Annotated in this window: 8 protein-coding genes and 1 tRNA gene; 5 read left to right on the top strand and 4 right to left on the bottom strand. The window is 45.0% G+C overall.

Going from position 1 to position 18404, the window contains the following annotated elements:
* Window positions 1-168 precede the first annotated feature (168 nt).
* The 4 genes from AC5JBY_RS26150 to AC5JBY_RS26165 all read left to right on the top strand — a co-directional run bounded on the left by AC5JBY_RS26150 (window position 169) and on the right by AC5JBY_RS26165 (window position 9807).
* The gene (locus AC5JBY_RS26150) at window positions 169-5256 is read left to right on the top strand and encodes a PKD domain-containing protein (protein ID WP_495907621.1); all 5088 of its coding nucleotides are present in this window, start codon (window positions 169-171) and stop codon (window positions 5254-5256) included.
* 105 nt (window positions 5257-5361) lie between these two features.
* Window positions 5362-6441 (top strand): PorP/SprF family type IX secretion system membrane protein, encoded by a 1080-nt coding sequence (locus AC5JBY_RS26155; protein WP_495907622.1) that lies wholly within the window; start codon window positions 5362-5364, stop codon window positions 6439-6441.
* Between the two features lie 225 nt (window positions 6442-6666).
* Window positions 6667-6740, top strand: a tRNA-Met gene (locus tag AC5JBY_RS26160).
* Window positions 6741-7155: 415 nt separating this feature from the next.
* On the top strand, window positions 7156-9807 hold the full coding sequence (locus AC5JBY_RS26165; RefSeq protein ID WP_495907623.1) for an HD domain-containing protein: 2652 nt from the start codon (window positions 7156-7158) through the stop codon (window positions 9805-9807).
* Between the two features lie 63 nt (window positions 9808-9870).
* Here AC5JBY_RS26165 and AC5JBY_RS26170 read toward each other — a convergent pair whose 3' ends face one another.
* The 4 genes from AC5JBY_RS26170 to AC5JBY_RS26185 form a co-directional block, all read right to left on the bottom strand.
* Complete coding sequence (locus AC5JBY_RS26170; RefSeq protein WP_495907624.1) at window positions 9871-12270, bottom strand: ABC transporter permease; 2400 nt, start codon at window positions 12268-12270, stop codon at window positions 9871-9873.
* 25 nt (window positions 12271-12295) lie between these two features.
* Complete coding sequence (locus AC5JBY_RS26175; RefSeq protein ID WP_495907625.1) at window positions 12296-13654, bottom strand: aminotransferase class I/II-fold pyridoxal phosphate-dependent enzyme; 1359 nt, start codon at window positions 13652-13654, stop codon at window positions 12296-12298.
* A gap of 121 nt (window positions 13655-13775) precedes the next feature.
* On the bottom strand, window positions 13776-14579 hold the full coding sequence (locus AC5JBY_RS26180) for a DUF2306 domain-containing protein (RefSeq protein WP_495907626.1): 804 nt from the start codon (window positions 14577-14579) through the stop codon (window positions 13776-13778).
* A 59-nt stretch (window positions 14580-14638) separates the two neighbouring features.
* A complete protein-coding gene (locus tag AC5JBY_RS26185) occupies window positions 14639-15223 on the bottom strand; it encodes a Crp/Fnr family transcriptional regulator (RefSeq protein ID WP_495907627.1) in 585 nt (194 codons plus the stop codon).
* 213 nt (window positions 15224-15436) lie between these two features.
* Between AC5JBY_RS26185 and AC5JBY_RS26190 the strand changes: the two genes are divergently transcribed.
* Entirely contained in the window at window positions 15437-18382 is a 2946-nt protein-coding gene (locus AC5JBY_RS26190; RefSeq protein WP_495907628.1) for a TonB-dependent receptor, read from the top strand.
* Window positions 18383-18404 lie beyond the last annotated feature (22 nt).

The raw sequence follows: 18404 nt of genomic DNA on the forward strand, positions 1-18404 counted from the left end.
CATATTTCTTTATATATTTATATACCCTTCGCATTGTCCTCGTTCCCTTGTTAGACCAACCCAATTTTACCTCTTGTAAGGCCACGCAGCCATTTTCCTATTATTTACCAACCCTTGGTTGTTTGCTGCTATTTTATTTATTGATACTCTAACTGTTTTATGCAGCTCATGCGTGGAAGGCGTTCCTATCCTTTTTACTTGTTATTCCTGCTATTGGTATGTACGACCGTTACTACCCGGGCGCAGGTGATAGCCGGCATCCGTGCCAATGGCAAGATCATGAACAATGGCGACACCGTGCGCGTGTGTCAGGGTAGCACTGTTTCTTATCAAAGCGTGGGCATCGGATCGGTGAATAACGAATGGGTATTCAACGGCGGGTCACCGGCTACTGCCACGGGCATCAATCCTCCGCCGGTGTTGTACAATACGCCCGGCTTCGACACCACCTGGCAAAGGATCACGGGCGGCGGTTTTTCGGATTCCATGTTTCTCATCATCCAGGTGGCTTCAGAAAAACCGGTCGTGAATTTCAATTTCTCTCCTGACAATGTATGTGGCAATATACCTACCAACTTCAGCAACCTCAGCACGGGCTATCAACTGAGTTATGTGTGGACGTTTTCGCCGCAAGGTGGCAGCACAGAAGCTGATCCTGTTTATCCTTTTTTGGAAGCAGTCGGTCCGCCCGGTACACAAACTTTTCCCGTGAAGCTGGTAGCGACTAACTTTTACGGCTGCAAGGATTCGGTAACAAGAACGGTGACGGTGAAAAAGGTGCCCGATGCTGCCCTGGGCAATGCAGATGTGGATGTAAACTTCGGTACATTCAACGGCATTCCTACTTTCAAGCGCTGCAACAATATTCCTTCTTATACTTTTTCGTTTACGAATGCTTCTACTACCGCTGCCAGCATTACCGGTTACCGGATCAAGTGGGGCGAAGGCAGTCCTGATTCTGTTTTCAGCACCTGGGCTACAGGCGCATTGGTCAAACACACTTTTCCCCGTGGCAGCAGTACCATGACGGTAGAGGCAACGGGACCGGATGGTTGTATAGGTATTAAAAAATACACGGTGTTCGTTGGGTCTAACCCGGCTGGTGGTTTGGCCAGCTTGGGTAATACAGATATCTGCGCTACCGACTCCTTGCGTTTTACCATCAATGGGGTAAGTGGCAATCCTCCGGGCACGTTGTATTCTTTCCTGATCAATGATGGCTCTTTTGAACAGACCTTTTTGCACCCTGCTCCTGCCGTGGTAGGACATTATTTTGAGCGGGGCAGCTGTGGCAATACGAGCAATAATGGCATTAGCTCTTTCAACAATGCCTTTGGTGCTTACCTTACTATTACCAACCCTTGCGGCACTACCAGCCCTTCTGTGGTGCCTATTTACGTATCGGGTAAACCGCGTGCTATTATTTCTTTACCGGCTCCTGCCGTGTGCGTGAACAATACTGTTACGGTAATCAGCGCTTCGCAGTTTGGCAATGTAGTCAACCAGCTGAGTAGCACTACTACCAACTGTACCAATACGGGTAAGCAGGTATGGGCTATTTCGCCGGGTACCGGTTATACGATCACCGGTGGTTCGCTGGGCTCGCTGAACGGCAGTCATACCAACGGCCTGCTATGGACAGGTGGCACCAGTAATTTCAATATACGGTTTACCAATACCGGTACTTATACCGTGAAGATCTATGTGTTCAACGATCGCTGCGGTTTGGACAGTACGCAACAAATCATTTGTGTACGTAACCCACCGCAGGCAGATTTCACGGCCCCTGCAGATACCTTGTGTGGCCCTGGCAATATGTCTTTCACCAACACCAGCCCCATCGGTGGTTGCTTTGGTGAAAGCTATGCATGGAGTGTTCAATACGATGATCCGCAACAGTGCAACACTATTCAAGGCACTTCTTTCAGCTATATGAATGGTACTACGCCTACGTCGGCTTCTCCGGTGATCCGGTTCAACCTGGCGGGACGGTATATTGTGCGACTGACTGTAACTGCCAGGAATGCGACCACTACCTGCGCACCGGTGTATAAGGAAGATACCTTTTATGTGAAGGGACCACCTAAAGTAGTTATTACTCCTATCAATGCCGTGTGCGTAAACAATGATATTGTGCCGGTAGCTACGGCTACCGCCTGTTATTCTGCCGGGCCTTTCAATTATGAGTGGATCTTCACCAATGGACTGCCGGCTACTTCTACTGATCTTATTCCAGGCAATATCGCCTACAACAGCACAGGCACTTTCCCCGTGTCGCTGAAAGTAACCGACCTCAGCTGCAACGTGTCAACAACGGTGAATACCACGGTAACCATCACATCCAAACCTGTGGCCAATGCAGGCACTGATAAAAGTATTTGCAGTGGTGAAACGGTGGCTATTGGCGCTGCCGGCGTAGCGGGTGTTACGTATAGCTGGTCGCCCATGATTGGGTTGAGTAATGCCAACATCAGCAACCCTACGGCTACTTTGGAATATACAGGTATTGCCGATGACACCACTTATGGTTTTAAGCTTACTGCCGCTGCAGGCAGTAATTGTGTAAGTGAGGATTCGATCTATATTACCGTGAAGCGCAAGCCTGACATGAGTGTACTACCCGCTTCGGGACAAATATGTGTTGGTAACAGCATTCAGCTTACGGTAAGCGGTGCTGGTAATTACAACTGGACGCCTGCTGCTACGCTCGACAATACGACGGGTGATGTGGTAACTGCTTCTCCTCTTTTGACTACGGCTTACCAGGTTATCGGATCACTGAGTAACGGATGCCGTGATACTGTGCAAATACCTATCATCGTGAACCCCGACGCCAAAGCACAATTCACAGCACCGCGCACTACGTTGTGCTCACCTGTACGACTCGATACCGTAATACGGGTGACCACTTTCCCTGCCGGTAATGGCACTTATGAATGGTTTGTGAATGGTGCACCTGCCGGTAGCAATACCACTGGCGCAGCACCTAATTGGCTGGTGAATACGGCAGGACAAACACTCGTAGTAAAGCTGCTGGTGCGAAGCCCGTTTGGCTGCAAGGCTGATAGCATGGAGATGACTTTCCAGACTGCCGCCAATGTGCTGGCTGACTTCACCAAGACGAGGATGGATGGTTGTACGCCATTGTCTGTAAACTTCAATAACATCTCTACTTCCATTGCCGGTGTACAATTCTCCTGGAATTTTGGCAATGGTATGACCAGTACGCAAGCACAGCCGGGAGCGGTAACTTTCCTGTCCAGCCCTTCGTATAATGATACTACCTATTACATTTTACTGAAAGCCTTCAATGGTTGTGATACTACTTATCACCGGGATAGTGTGAAAGTGTTTGCCAGTGCCAAGGCGCGCTTTGGTGTGGATGCTACGGAAGGTTGTTCTCCTTTCCGCGCACGGCTACGCAATACATCTCCTGGTCATCACATTGCTTTCTATTGGGACTTTGGCGATGGGCAGCGTGATACTACTTATACTACCGGTAGCCTGGACCATGTGTATTACACAGGCAGCATTACCACCTACACCGTACGGCTGATTGCTGAGAATCGTTGTGGCCGTGATACGCAAATGATCTCGCTGCTGGTATCGCCCAGCACCATTCAACCACAAGTGGCGGTGAATGGTAACCAGCTTTCGGGTTGTGCACCTCATACAGCGGTATTCAACAACAACAGTGTGGGCGCTGCACAGCTTACCTGGAATTTTGGTGATGGATCGCCCGCTATTATCACGCCCAATGATCAAACCAGCGTAAGCCATGTATTTACACAGGCTGGCAACTATACCATCAGGATACAACTGAAAAATAATTGTACGGACACTACCATCACCCGGCAGGTAACCGTGTATGCCACGCCTGTAGCTGCTTTTACCGTAAATAATACGCCGGTTTGCACCAACTATGCCGTGACCACTACCAATGCTTCGCAAAATGCACAGGCTTATGAATGGCTGTGGGGCGATGGGCAGACTACTTCCTCGCTGCATGGCAGTCACCAATATGCACAGGCTGGCGTATATACCATCAAGCTCGTCGCTAAGTCGGTCAACAACTTTGGCGTGGCTTGTACGGATACTATTCCGCGGCAGGTGACTGTGGTAGACAAAATACCTCCGCAAATTGTTGTTGGCAGCGAAAAGCCTTGTGTGCCTTATACCTTGCGCGTGAATGCCGGTGGCGCTGCCAATGCCCAAAGCGCGCAGTGGACCTTTTATGATCAGAGCCGCTCGCCAGGCACTTTCCAGGCCAGTGGATTGAATGCTTCTTATGTGTACAGCACACCCGGCAGGTACAAAGTAAAACTCGTGCTACATACAGCAGCCGGTTGCGTTGACAGCACTGAATATGCCTTTGAAGTGTTCAGTACGCCCAAGGCAGTGACTACTCCCATCACCGTACTCTCCTGCAATACCGATACGACTATTCAATTCACCGCGAGGGTTCAATACAGCGGTAATGATGCGATCCAATATAAGTGGATGGTAAATGGAAATACTGAAGGCATCAGTAATCCTTTTGTATATCGCTTCAACGTGCCGCGTGATAACGAAAATCGCTCTGTGTTCAACATACAGGTATCTCCCGAAAACAGTGTGGGTTGTGGCGACACCGCCAATGCCGGCACGATCACGATACAGCCTTTGCTGAAACCTGTGATCATCGTAACGCCGGGTGTAGTGCAGGAGCAACCTAATTATACGTTTGGTTTCAGGGATTCTATTACCGGTAATCCCAATAAGGTTTACGACTGGGATATGGGCGACTTCACCCGTCAGCACCGCAGTGGTCGTGAGATCAGTTACCGCTATGGTGATACGGGTACGTACAAAGTGAAAGTGTTGGCTGTGGACTACTCTACCGGTTGCCAGGTACGTGATTCCGTGAAAGTAACCATCCTGTTTATCCCGGGTTATCTGCAGGTGCCGAATGCTATTTGTCCGGGTTGCAGCAATGCGGGTCTGCGGCAGTTCCTGCCTATGGGTAAAGGACTATCACAATATCGCTTGCGCATCTTCAACGGCTGGGGCCAGCTGCTTTTTGAAAGTACCAGCCTGGATGCCAATGGATCACCAAGTCAGGGATGGGATGGCAGGGTGAATGGTCAGCCCGTGCAGCAAGACAGTTATCAATGGCAAATTGAAGCGAAGTATATGAATGGAACAGAATGGAAGGGCATGATCTATCCGGGTAGTAACAAGCCGGTTAAGTCGGGCTTTGTGACGGTGATGAAGTAGTGTCTCAATTTGCCGGTAAGGCGGGAAGACGTTAAGACGAAATAGAGCGGTCATTCTCAAAATGAAACACTACCAGCTGAAAGTATTAAGCTATAAATACGGTGTATGAATAAAAATATATTCGTGGGGTTGATGATGATATGCCTTTGCGGTTTGCAGGCAGGTGCGCAGGACCCTATTTTTTCGCAGGCGTTCTTGTCGCCGATTTACCTGAATCCTGCTGCGACTGGCGCTGGTGAGCATGATCTGCGCTTTAGTGCTATTCATCGCAGACAGTGGTGGACGATACCGGCCTCTTTTAATTACACAGCGGTGTCAGTAGATAAATATGTGCCATCACTAAAGGGAGGGTTTGGTGTGCTGGCTACCCATGGTACTGAAGGGTATTTGAAGAACACTGGGGTTTATGGTTCTTATTCCTATACGATCTGTTCACGTACGCTGTCTGTGGCCGATAATGGTGGTAATCCCAAATGGTTCCTGGCGATGGGCTTACAGTTTGGGGTGATGCAACGCCGCATCGATCTGAGTAAGCTGACTTTTGCCGACCAACTGGATATCGATGGAGTGATCCCGGGCAGTCGCACCGGCGCAGACGTAGCCGTAAACAATGGCAAGTGGCGGCCTGACTTTGCTGCCGGCGCTTTCTTCAATTACAACCTGACAGAAGACAGCCGGATATTGCTCGGCTTTAGCGGGCACCATATCAACCGGCCAGATGAATCGCTGGTTTCTACTTCCGATACGGCGCGCAGTCAACTGCCCGTGCGCTGGGGTGGCAATATGATGTACACCTACACCAACCCTGATCGCACCTGGAGTTACAGTGCGGCCGGACTGTTCTACCGCCAGGCGCAAAACAACTCCCTGCAGATTGGCGGTGAGGTGACGCAGAACAGTTATGATATCAGTCTGGGCCTTTGGTACCGCAGCAGTATCAACTTCCGGGATATGGACGCTTTTACGGTGACTTTGTCGATCAACCTCTCCGGCCGGGAGAACACACGTCACAAAGTGCGGGCGGGTATTGCGCACGACGCACCCCTGGGCCGCAACCGGTATTCCTACACCACCGGCAGCTCGGAACTGGGCGTGGTGTGGGATATGGACACCTATCCGCAGGACAGTGACAACCCCTGTAAACCACGGATTACCAGCAAATATGCCTGTCCGATCGGGTATTGAGGGACCGGCGGCTTATTTATGCCCTACCCCACCAATCTTTTTGACTTTCTTTGAATTAAGTTTTTGCCGAAAGGGGTTTTTAGCTATTTTTGCAGCCCATTTTAAGCCTTTAGGCTGAAGAATGGGAGGAAGAGGTAAAAGTGACGGGAGTCTGAGTATTTCTTTTCAGCTCTAACTTCACCGGGGAACCAAAAGGGGTTTAGCTCCCTTCCCGAGACATATTTTGCCGAGGTAGCTCAGTTGGTTAGAGCGCAGGATTCATAACCCTGAGGTGACGGGTTCAATTCCCGTCCTCGGTACTTGTAAATGAAGCGATTATAACATAAAGTTGTAGTCGCTTTTTTATTGGGTCTAACATTTGAATAAATTTATTACACTATTTTCTTCACTCACACACTTTCCGCATGAACAAATAGACTAATAAGTGTTAGTTTTGTTCATTCTTATTTGCCTTGATATGTTAGCCACTTAAATCTCATAGGAAATAATGAGTTCTTATTCACATTTGCTAGTAGACAATTATCCCATTTTAGCAGCCAAAAACTCCTCCTAAAATGAGGTGGTTGATCTAATCTTTCAGCCCAAAGATTGTGCACAGCAAGAAGTCTACAAAAAAACAAGGAACGAGTTGACATGTAGACAAAGTGAAGTATTCATAAAAACACTGAGTATCGAGGAGTAACTCTGACGATCCCAAACATACTAACTGCTATTATGATACAAATCAACCTAACTCAATTAAAGCTTTATAATATAATACTTAGCAGAGCCAAGCAAAGTGATCCTATTGCAGGAGTATTAAATGGGTTAATTATCTCTCTGTCCGGTGATGCAAATGAATTTTTAGGATTCATAAGGAAAACTTTTCCATCGTATACTGGACATGACTTACAACATTCCTGGCGAATAATCAAAAAAGTGGAAAGTATTATTTCAAGTCGTGCTCTTGAAAGCTTGTCATCAATTGAAATTTTCTCTTTAATCATTGCTTCAGCTTTTCATGACGTAGGAATGATAAAAAATGATACAGATTCTGATCAAGTAAGGAAAAATCACCATATTCTATCGGAAGAGTTTCTAAATGAATATCTACCGAATAGATTATCCAGTATAAGCGAGTATTCACCAAGGCTGATAAAGTGTATTGGTTTTATAGCAAAATCACATGGAATGACATGGGAGGATTTGTCTTCAAACGAATATTTTTTAACAGATGAGACGATTATTGAGCAACCATTAAGAGCTAGGATTTTATCTATCTTATTGCGTGTAGGTGATTTGCTCGATATTGATTCTGATAGAAGTTGCGATCCGTTGCGAAAATTTGCCTCAGAATATTTTAATAATAATTATTCGAATTTTCACCATGAAAGACATAAGCATATTACTCGTTTTAATTACACTCCAGAGGAAATTAACATTGAGGTTGAATCGACATCGAAAGAAGATCATACAATATGGAATGAATGGTTTGGATATTTAAAACAGGATATTCTTCATGCAAATACTTATGTTTTTAAAGGCTCCCTTAAGGTATTTCAGTTACCTAAATTTTCTTCTAAAATTGTCAAGGCAAAAAATGCTAAATATGAATTGTGGACACTTCGATTTGAGATTGATGATAAAGGAAGAATTTGGGATGTAATTTCTCAATCCATTTACACAGGTAAATTTGATTTTGTACGTGAATTAATACAAAATAGTATAGATGCTTGTCTTAGATGGATTTATTCAAGTTCTGAAGGCATCGTAGATGGATGCAATCCTAAATATTGGACTTTAGCTAACTATAACCCACAAGTAATTATAGCATATTCTGAAAAAAATAGGTTACTTGAGATAGCCGATAATGGAGTAGGAATGGATAAAGATTCCTTGAAAGAGTTTCTATTTAATGTAGCTAGTTCAGGATATAGCCGAAATGCATTACATAGAAACATTCCATTTCCTTCAATTGCCAAATTTGGAATCGGGTTTGTATCATGCCTTGTTAGAGCAGACAAAATAATTGTTAAAACAAAATCACGTGAAAACAAAAAAGATTTCGGGAGGGAAGTTGTTCTAAAAACAGAAGTATTAGATGCTTGTCTCGAAGCTTCAGAATGCCAATATGGTACACGCATAATATTATTCTTAAATAAAAAATACGCTTACAATGATATTCAGAATTACATTCTGGCTAATTACTATTCGACTGCGGTTCCAATCGCTATATACAACTCGGATATAGCTAAAAGAATAATCGAACATAATAATATTGCCGATATTAAGTCTATTAGCGAACGGATTTCTAAAATTTCAGACATAAAAAGCCTGCTTGAACCTCAAAAAATAGACAGAAAACTTCAAAGCCCATATTTAATCGTTGAATCAAAAAAACACTCTTTTGAAGACGTAATAAAAACTCCAGTTTTTATATATCTAGATAAGAACTTTCAGGTAACATCCATTTCTGATACTTATGATGAAGTAAAAAAAAGAGAGTCCATTTCAATAGCCCTTATCCCTGTAGAAATTTATGATACTAAAGAAGGTATTGAATGGTTTTCGATTCACGCATTTATTCTAAAGCGTAAGGTTCACGAAAAGACCCTTTATCGATATAAGGTGTTTGATAAAGCAAGTTTAGAAAAGAATGTGATTATTTTAACCCAAGAAGAATGGGAGAATGAAAAAAATTTCGTTACTGATAATACCGAAAATGATCTCTTTGAAGAAGAGGATGAAGATATAGACGAGGAAACTCATGATGTTGAATCTAAGAAAAAGTTAAAAAGAAGGCCAAAAAAGATAGAAGAAGATATTTTTAATAAATATGGCGATATGGTGAACTATGCAATGATTTCAGAAAAAAATGATACACTAATAGTTCGTGAAGACCTAGATGATATGATTTCAGATGAGCAGTATTCATTCCTGATCAATTCAAGTTTACATAAAAACAAAGCAAAACTATCCAGCAATCCGGAGGAAATCAGTGAAGATGAGAATTTTATTGGCAACTTAGACTCGCTGCTAGAGGAAAATCTAAATGGGTCCTTGTATCAAGACGGAATAAAGCTTCCGATTAAGGCTTGGTCGATTGCACCAATAGGGTCATGTTATGCAATAGCAAATTTTTTCGGAAATGCTCGGTTTGATCTTAATGTCACTAGAAATGCCGTCAATGAATCACATATATTACTCGGCAATTGGGCCTCAAATATTGGTAAAAAAATTCAAGAAAATATACTCGCAGAAGTGCATAAGGTTTTCAATCAGAATAAAATACAATACCAAGAAGATCGTCTAATTACTCATATAAATAAAAATGATTCTGACGCTATTTACGAATATTGTATAGAAGTATTGGAAACCTTGGTATAAGTATATAAAGGAATAATCTTAATTAGTTCGCTTATCCTAAAAAGGAATGCATTTATTTCTTACTCAATCCACTTTCAAACTTTTTATAGGATTGGTCAATGCTGTCCTTATAGATTGAAAACTGATCGTTACCAAGGCTATGAATATTGATATTAGAGCAGCAAACCCAAACATCCACCAGCTTATATTAATGCGATAAGCGAAATCCTGTAACCAGCGGTCCATAAAGAAGAAAGCGACAGGAAAAATTATTATCATCGATACAACCAACAGTCGCAGGAAGTCTTTGGAGAAAAGTAATACTATATCTACAATACCAGCACCCAATACTTTACGAATACCAATCTCTTTGGTTCGCTGCAGCGTGACAAAAGAAATAAGCCCTAACAATCCCAGACAACTAATAACGATGGCTATTCCGGTGGTTGTCTTGACCAACTTGCTTAATAGATCTTCTTTGTGGTAGAACTCATCAATCTGCTCATCTAAATAACGGTATTCAAATTCATTCTGCGGATAAGCAGCCTGCCACTCTTTTTGTATGATATCTCTTGCTTCGTTTTGTGCTTGTGGCGCCAGGGTAATGGCTGCGTAGCGGTACCTTGTACGATTCGTTGTAATCAGCACGGGCGCAATCGGTGTATACAGTGAATGAACGTTGAAGTCTTTAACAATCCCTGTAATAGTTGCAGGCCGATCATCGAGGCCGCCCGCTACCAGCCGATGGCCCAGCACTTGTTCCGGTTTGTTGAAACCCAACCGATGCAGCATGGATTGGTTAATGAGTACCTGGTTGACCGTATCGCTTTCGACGAGGTTAGTACCGGCCATCAGCTTTAAGCCGAAGGTATTCACGTAGGCTGAATCACCCATAACGATCCCGGCCGAAAAGTCTTCCCATTCGCGGTTATCAAACTGAACTGATCCGCCTGTATAGGCGTCTGATGAAGGAGCCTGGTAGCAAAAGGACACTGACTGTATTTTTGGGTTCATCAATAGCTGGTTTCGCAGGTAGGTCATTTTGCTTTTACTGTTCTCCGGAATGGAAACCATCAGTACTGCATTCTTATTGAACCCCAGGTCAGCATTTTTAAAATGCCTTACCTGCAATACAATGATCAGCGTGCAAACGATCAGTCCCTGCACGATCATGTTCTGTACGACTATCAAGCCCCTACGGTATTTGGTTGTACCGGGGCCGGACTTCTGACTCTTTAGTGCTTCCAGTGGTTTAAACCGGCTCAATACAATCGCGGGATAAGTACCGCTGGCCAGTATTACAAAGAGCAACAGCAACAAAATAGCAGGCAGTAATATCCGGTCGTGCAGGATGTTTATTTGCAGGTCTGTTTGGAGCCAGGTGTTAATTACAGGCAGGAACAATGTCATCCAAACAAATGCCAAAGCAGTGGCCAGTAAAACAACGCAGGATATTTCGGCGATAAACTGCCAAAAGATAGCAGCCGGCGTGCTGCCCAGCACTTTACGGGTGCCGATCTCTTTGGCTCTTTTTACGCTTTGCGCGCTGGCCATGTTGATGAAATTAAAGCAGGCAATGACCACCAGAAATATTCCCAGCAAGCCTAATGTAGTCAATAATGATTTACGTATTACGCCACCATATCGTCCGTCGAAATGCAATTCTTTTAACGGCAACAAATGAAACTGGTACGCACCAGCTATGCTGGGATCAAAATGTTCTTTCACCAATCGGGCCATCGACTCTTCTACTCTCTTTACCGGTACGTCTCCCGGCAATGAAATAAAGGATTGGGTAGTGGAATTTATCCAACCCCAAGACTTGTTCATATCTGCTTCCTGCTGCGGATAAAAAGAACGGAAAGAGGAGCCGGCAATGAACATGTCAAACTTGAGATCCGTATTGGCGGGGTTATTTTCTATAATGCCAGTGACGGTGAGGTTGTTCTTATTGTCGAGCCGTACTACTTTTCCAATGGGGTTTGTGTTGCCGAAGTATTTTTCTGCCAGCCGCTGCGTGATCACTACAGCACCAGGTTCGGGTGATAAATTTATTGCATTACCAGCTGCTCCCTTGTAGCTAAACATGTTGAACCAGTTCTCATCTGCGAATGCAATGTTTCCATGTTCCGAGAAATGCTTTACCTGGTTGCCCAATGGAACACTGATCGTCGCAGCCTTCAAGGAAAGCAATACAGTTTCATTCTTTACCTGGAGGATTTGATCTTTCAGCGCTTTGGTGAGTGCCAAAGGGGTGCCTCCTTCATTGATTACAGCGCCATCGGGCAGGTGCACTTCTGTCACTACTTTGTACAATTGTGCGGCATCGGGATGATAGCTATCAAAACTGGAATGGAAACGTATGAATTGAAAGAGGATGATGCCAATTGCAATGCCTAATGACAGGCCCAATACATTTAAAGCAGTATAAAACCGCTGTTTCCAAAGTGTGCGCAGGGCAATTTTTAAACGTTGCGGGTACATGCTGTTTGGCTATTTGCCAATGAATCTAAGCAATAATGCCCATTTCCCGGCCAGCTTTTTCGATTTGCGCGAGTGCATAATCCATTTGTTCGGGGGTATGATTGGCAGACAGGGATATTCTTATCCTGGTGAGCTTTTTGGGAACAGCGGGATATGGAACGGCATTCACCAATACGCCTACCAGGTGCAGGCGCCTCGTCATTTCTTTCACAATGGTGTCGTTGCCGATAATAACCGGGATAATAGCGGTCTCTGAAAGTCCAGTATTGAAACCTTTTGCCTGCAGGGCATTACGGAAATAGCTGATATTATTCCATAGTGCCTGTAGATGCGTTGGTTCGGTTTCTATAATATCCAACGCCTCCAACATCGCTGCTGCTGCCGGCAGACAGGGTGAGGTTGAAAACATATATGATCTTGCGGCGATCTGTAAATAATCGATGAGCTCGCTGGTGCCCGCCACAAAACCTCCTACCCCTCCCAACGCTTTGCTAAAGGTGCCGGTAATAATATCCACTTTCCCTTCCAGCCCGAAATATGCTTCGGTTCCTCTGCCGTTAGGCCCGATCACACCTGTAGCATGTGCTTCATCGCATAGTACCCAGGCTCCATAGGCATGTGCGAGTTGCAGTATTTCATCCAGCCGTGCGATATCTCCCTCCATTGAATACACTCCGTCGATTACAACGATCTTATTATTGTATCGGTCTGCTTTTTCGAGGGTGTTTTTGAGGGACTGCATATCATTGTGTGCAAAGAACAATTGATTGGTATGTGTGCAACCATCTATTAAGCTGGCATGTGCATAGGTGTCGCAAATGGCTACATCATTCTCGCGCAGTAATGCTCTGAGTAATCCTGTATTGGCGCTATATCCGGATGTAAAAAGCATGGCGGCCTCCCGGTTTTGCAATGCGGCGATTCTATCTTCCAGCTGCCGGTGCAGACTGTGGGTACCCGCCAGCATTGCGGCACTACCACTGCCAAAACCCACCTGGCTGATGCAGTCTGCGGCCGCTTTCTTTAGCTTCGGGTGTATGGAAAGGTTGAGGTAATCGTTGGAAGCGAGGTTCACCATTTTCTTTGTATCGTTATTAACCTGGCACTTTACGATCACTTCAGTATCGCAAGAGCTCAACAGTTCGCGGCGATAAGTGTAATGCTGCATGGCTTTCACCCCGGTAATAAAGCGGCTCATTATTTCATGGCGCTGTTTGAATGTTAAATGAGCAAGACGTTTGTCATGTAATATTTCCCTGAGGCTGTACCGTTCGGGATCAATCATGCCCGGATTGCTTTCTTTAAAATGAAGGTGACTTGTTTCTCCATTCAATGAATAGGGGTAATCAAGCTGTTTTGTATTTGCCGCCTGGATCGTCTGCATATATAAGGTTTTAGCAATGGGACAGGTTGAAATTAAGCGACGATACAAGGGCTTTCAATAAAGTATTAGCAACCGGCAGGAAATTAAAGTGGATGGCAGAAAAAAGAAGACTGTTGGTAACTTATGATATCCGGGGGAGCCACATGCCTTTGATTGCACCAAATGTTCCTATTGCAATAGCAATGGTGATCACCAACAAGAGTATTGAAAAAGCCCACTTCTTATTAGGTGAGCCTGAAAACTTAGCTTTAAAGTATAAGGCTACTATTGCCTGGGGAAAAATGTAAACGAAGACTGCGAGCACATTCAGGAAAGGGCCAGTAAAAGTTTCGGGATCAAAGCCAACCGGTGCTCTATGTATAACCATCCAGAGCATAAAAAATACGCGGAACAGCCATACGCCACTCATTCCTAATAGCAGGTGCACGGCCCATTGGTTGTGGAGTTTTATTTTTCTTTGTATAGCATACTTAACGGAGAAGAACGCACAGACTATAATGATCAGTCCATTGATGGAAATACCGATTGCACTAAACAATCCGCCCACCGTACCTCTTACCCAGGTAAGATATAAACCTGCTGCACTGATTATAAAAGCTGAATAGATGTATATCCTGCCACTGATCCGGTGCAACCGGGGCATTTTATTTCTGATGGCCGGTACTAACTGTAATGGACCCAGTATAGTGATGATAGCGGCCAATGCCACGTGCAACCCAAAGATCAGGTTCCCGACCATATCGCCTTTGACGTAAAAATGACTGGCTGTATTCCATTTTTCAAAGTGGCCGAAAGCCGCCGACTTCCAATAGAGCATCAATACATAATAAGCAAAGATCAACTGTCCTACGTACGTTACTACAAACCAAGAACGGGTAACATGCTTAAAGACTTGTATGGCAGCTGTTTGGGGTTTTGGTGTCATGGCGCTGAAGTGATTGGTTAAAGATAACTTCAGGCCTCCCGAGTGCCACTTAACAATTGTTAAGAAATGATCTCGCGCCGTATGCGGCTGAGGCTTTCGGGTTTTATACCAAGGTAGGATGCAATGTATTTAAGGGGCACGTTTTGTATGATATTGGGACTGTTCTTCATCAGCTTCACGTATCGCTGTTCTGCAGTAAGCGTAGCCAGGTCATCCATCCGTTCCCGGTCTTCTTCCTGTATTTGCTGGAATAGCCTGATCGTATAGTCCTTTTGTGTTATGCTTGTTTTAGCAGTGCTTTCTGCATCGGGTCTTGTGATCCTAAGCAGCTCACAATCTGTAATGCATTGGAGGTATTCATTGGAGACTGTTTGTCTCATAAAATCATAATAGGAGGTAAAGAACCGGGGTCCGTTGTTCAGGTCAACGGTTACTTCTTCTCCTTTATCATTGACATAGAACTTGCGCATAAAACCGGACACTATAAAATTGTGGTACAAGGGTACTTTACCAGCCACTTCCAGCATCGTGTCCTTGGCTACCCATAATGGCTTAAAAGTGTTGCGGCACTGATCCCTGTCATGCTCCGGAATATCGATTATCAGCGAAATATATTCGAAAAGTGCATCATGATAATGTTGCATTCTCATGGTTTACCATAAATATACATACGCCGGTGTTATTTTTCCTGATCTCGTAACCCCCTGAACGGGCAAAAAGCGAGTTTTGCGCATTCTTTCCGGCCCGTACCCCTTATCCATCGCAGCCGGATAATAAACCAATCTCCTGATTATTTATTCGCGTTGCAGGTTTTTGCGCCCGAACGCCGGTTTTTGGACTTATATAGTAGCACATCAATGAGAAAACATCTCATTTTTATTGTTTTATTCTCCGGATTGATCCAGACAGCCTTCAGCCAGTATACCCTATCGGGCAAGGTGTTGGGCAGCAGGAAGCGTACGCCCATTTCTTTTGCCATCGTATCTATACCAGCGCTCGATCTATGGGCCACGGCCAATGCTAAAGGGGAATTTAGCATCAAAGAAGTTCCTGCCGGCAATGTAAGCCTCACGATAGAATACCTTGGATACGAAAAGAAAACATACGATTTCATACTCCAGCGGGATACCGCAGACATGACTTTCATCCTCAACGAATTCAACCTGCAGCTGGATGAGGTATTGGTTACCGCCAGGAAAAAGGCAGCCTCGCTCACCACTTCTTATGTAATAGACCGCACGGCGCTGGACCACATGCAGATGCTGAATGTGCGGGATGCTACCAGTCTGTTGCCAGGTGGTAAAACCAGCGGCACCAATCATCTTGCCACACCCTACACCCAACCGATAGCAGTGAATGGTACCAGTGGTGAAATGGGCAATGCTCTTTTTGGCGTGGCGGTGGAAGTGGATGGTGTTCGCCTGAGCAATAATGCCGTTCCGGGAAAAACGGGCTCCGATACCCGCAACATTGCTTCTTCCAACGTAGAGAGTATTGAGATCATCACCGGTCTCCCCTCGGTGGAGCACGGTGATATGACGAATGGTATGGTACGGATCACTACCCGAAGGGGAAAATCGCCCCTGACCATCGAAATGATGACGAAACCCAATACCAAGCAGGTAGCAGCGGGCAAAGGTTTTGGTGTGGGGCATGGGAGAGGTGTATTGAATGTGAACCTGGAACACACCCGGTCTATTGCCAGCCTCACTTCTCCTTATACTACTTATACCAGGAATAGTTTGACACTGCAATATTCCAATACATTCCAGGACAAACAGCGGCAACCCATCTTCATTGACTTTGGCATTACGGGCAACCTGGGTGGTTATAATTCCAAATCGGACCCCGATCTTTTTGTCAACACTTATTCCAAACAACAGGACCAGGTATTGCGTGGCAACGCTTCTTTTAAATGGTTGCTGAACAAACGCTGGATCACGAATATTGAATTTACCGGAACGGTGAATTATAATAACCAATTATCGGAAGTCAGTAAAAACAGATCGGCTTCTTCTTCCGTAGCGGCCTTACATGCCAGGAGAGAAGGGTATTATGTAGGACAGCTGTATGATGAAAACCCTGCAGCGGATCTGATACTGATCGAGCCAGGCTATTGGTATGAATTGTCGTATGACGACAGCAAGGTGTTGAATACCTCTGCGCGTTTCAAGGCCAACTGGAGCCGTAAATGGGGGGCATTGAACAATAATGTACTGGCAGGTGGCGAATATGCGGGCAGCGGGAATAAGGGGGCGGGACAATATTATGCCGATATGCGGTATGCTCCTACCTGGCGGGAATACCGATATGACCAGATTTCCAGTATCAACAATTACGCCTGGTATGTAGAAGACAAAGTACAGTGGCAATCAGGCCGCTCTTTGCTGCGGATAGCTGCTGGTGTACGTGGCGATCTGGTATCTGTCAGTGGCTCCGAATATGGAGGCGTGAACAGTCTTTCACCAAGGATCACCGGCGAGTGGGTGTTTTGGGAAAAAGCCAAACAAAAGGTCAGGGACCTGAGTGTACGGGCTGGCTGGGGAAAAACAGTGAAACTGCCTTCTTTCAGTGTCCTATATCCGGAGATCGGTTACCGTGACTTTCTGACTTTTGCACCGGGCACTACTTCCGACGGGAAAACTTTTTACGCTTATTATACGATGCCATCGACAAGGCTTTTCAATCCTGATCTCCGATGGCAGCAAAATGTGCACCAGGAGGTGGCTGTCAACGCCAATATAAACGGCACAAAGATCACGGTAACCGCCGAACAGGATAAAACCAGGAACGCTTATACATCCAGTAATATTTACACGCCATTCACCTATAAATTTACCGGTCAATCGAGCCTGGAACAATCCCATATTCCGATAGGCGACCGGCTATACACAGTAGATCAGCAAACAGGTGTAGTGACCGTGACAGATAAAACGGGTGCACAACCAACTGAAACGCTCTCTTATCAGGAGATCACACGCTTTATATCCAATAGAAAGCAAGTAAATGGTTCTCCTGTATTGCGTAGAAGATTAAGCTGGATCGTGGATTTCCGGCAAATTGCCGCGCTTAAAACTTCTATCCGCGTAGATGGCAATTTCTACTATTATAAAGGCATAGAAGAAACAGTAAGTACGTATAGGCCCAATGACAATGCTACCATGGCGGATGGCAACCCTTATAAATTTTTAGGCTTTTTCACCGGTGGAGCCGTCTCGGCCAATGGCAGTGTGTCGAAAAGTGTCAATGTAAATTTCACCACTATTACACATATCCCGGCCATCCGGTTGATCGTATCCGCCAGGGTGGAATGTTCGCTGTATGATTATTCACGAAACCTCAGTGAAATACAAGGCCGTCAACGGGGTTTTGTGCTGGACGACAGGAATGCCAATGACCCCTCTGCTTCCAAATCGAATATCTATGCCGGCGATCAGTTTGTAGGAGTTTACCCGGATTACTATGTGAGCTTCGACGATATGAATACGCCCATTCCTTTTGCTGAAAAATTTTCGTGGGCAAAGACCAATGATCAGTTCTTATACAATGAGCTGGCCAAGCTGGTCGTCAAGAGCAATACGAGTTATTATTTCAATCCTAACAGGGTATCATTTTATTATTCAGCCAATATCGGCATTACGAAGGAGATCGGCCGTTTCGCGTCCCTCTCTTTCAATGCCACCAATTTCATCAACAATTTGTCGAAGGTGCGCTTCAGCTCGAATAATGCAGCCGTGTCTTTGTTTGGCAGCTCCACTATTCCGGCATTTTATTATGGACTGTCCTTGCGGCTGAAAGTATAGTAGAAACAATTTTTAGTAACTA

The sequence above is a fragment of the Paraflavitalea sp. genome, from assembly GCF_059502485.1.

Bases quoted from the DNA above. Each gene is read 5' to 3' on its own strand.
- AC5JBY_RS26150 (WP_495907621.1), top strand. From the start codon at position 169: ATGCGTGGAAGGCGTTCCTATCCTTTTTACTTGTTATTCCTGCTATTG.
- AC5JBY_RS26155 (WP_495907622.1), top strand. From the start codon at position 5,362: ATGAATAAAAATATATTCGTGGGGTTGATGATGATATGCCTTTGCGGT.
- AC5JBY_RS26165 (WP_495907623.1), top strand. From the start codon at position 7,156: ATGATACAAATCAACCTAACTCAATTAAAGCTTTATAATATAATACTT.
- AC5JBY_RS26170 (WP_495907624.1), bottom strand. From the start codon at position 12,270: ATGTACCCGCAACGTTTAAAAATTGCCCTGCGCACACTTTGGAAACAG.
- AC5JBY_RS26175 (WP_495907625.1), bottom strand. From the start codon at position 13,654: ATGCAGACGATCCAGGCGGCAAATACAAAACAGCTTGATTACCCCTAT.
- AC5JBY_RS26180 (WP_495907626.1), bottom strand. From the start codon at position 14,579: ATGACACCAAAACCCCAAACAGCTGCCATACAAGTCTTTAAGCATGTT.
- AC5JBY_RS26185 (WP_495907627.1), bottom strand. From the start codon at position 15,223: ATGCAACATTATCATGATGCACTTTTCGAATATATTTCGCTGATAATC.
- AC5JBY_RS26190 (WP_495907628.1), top strand. From the start codon at position 15,437: ATGAGAAAACATCTCATTTTTATTGTTTTATTCTCCGGATTGATCCAG.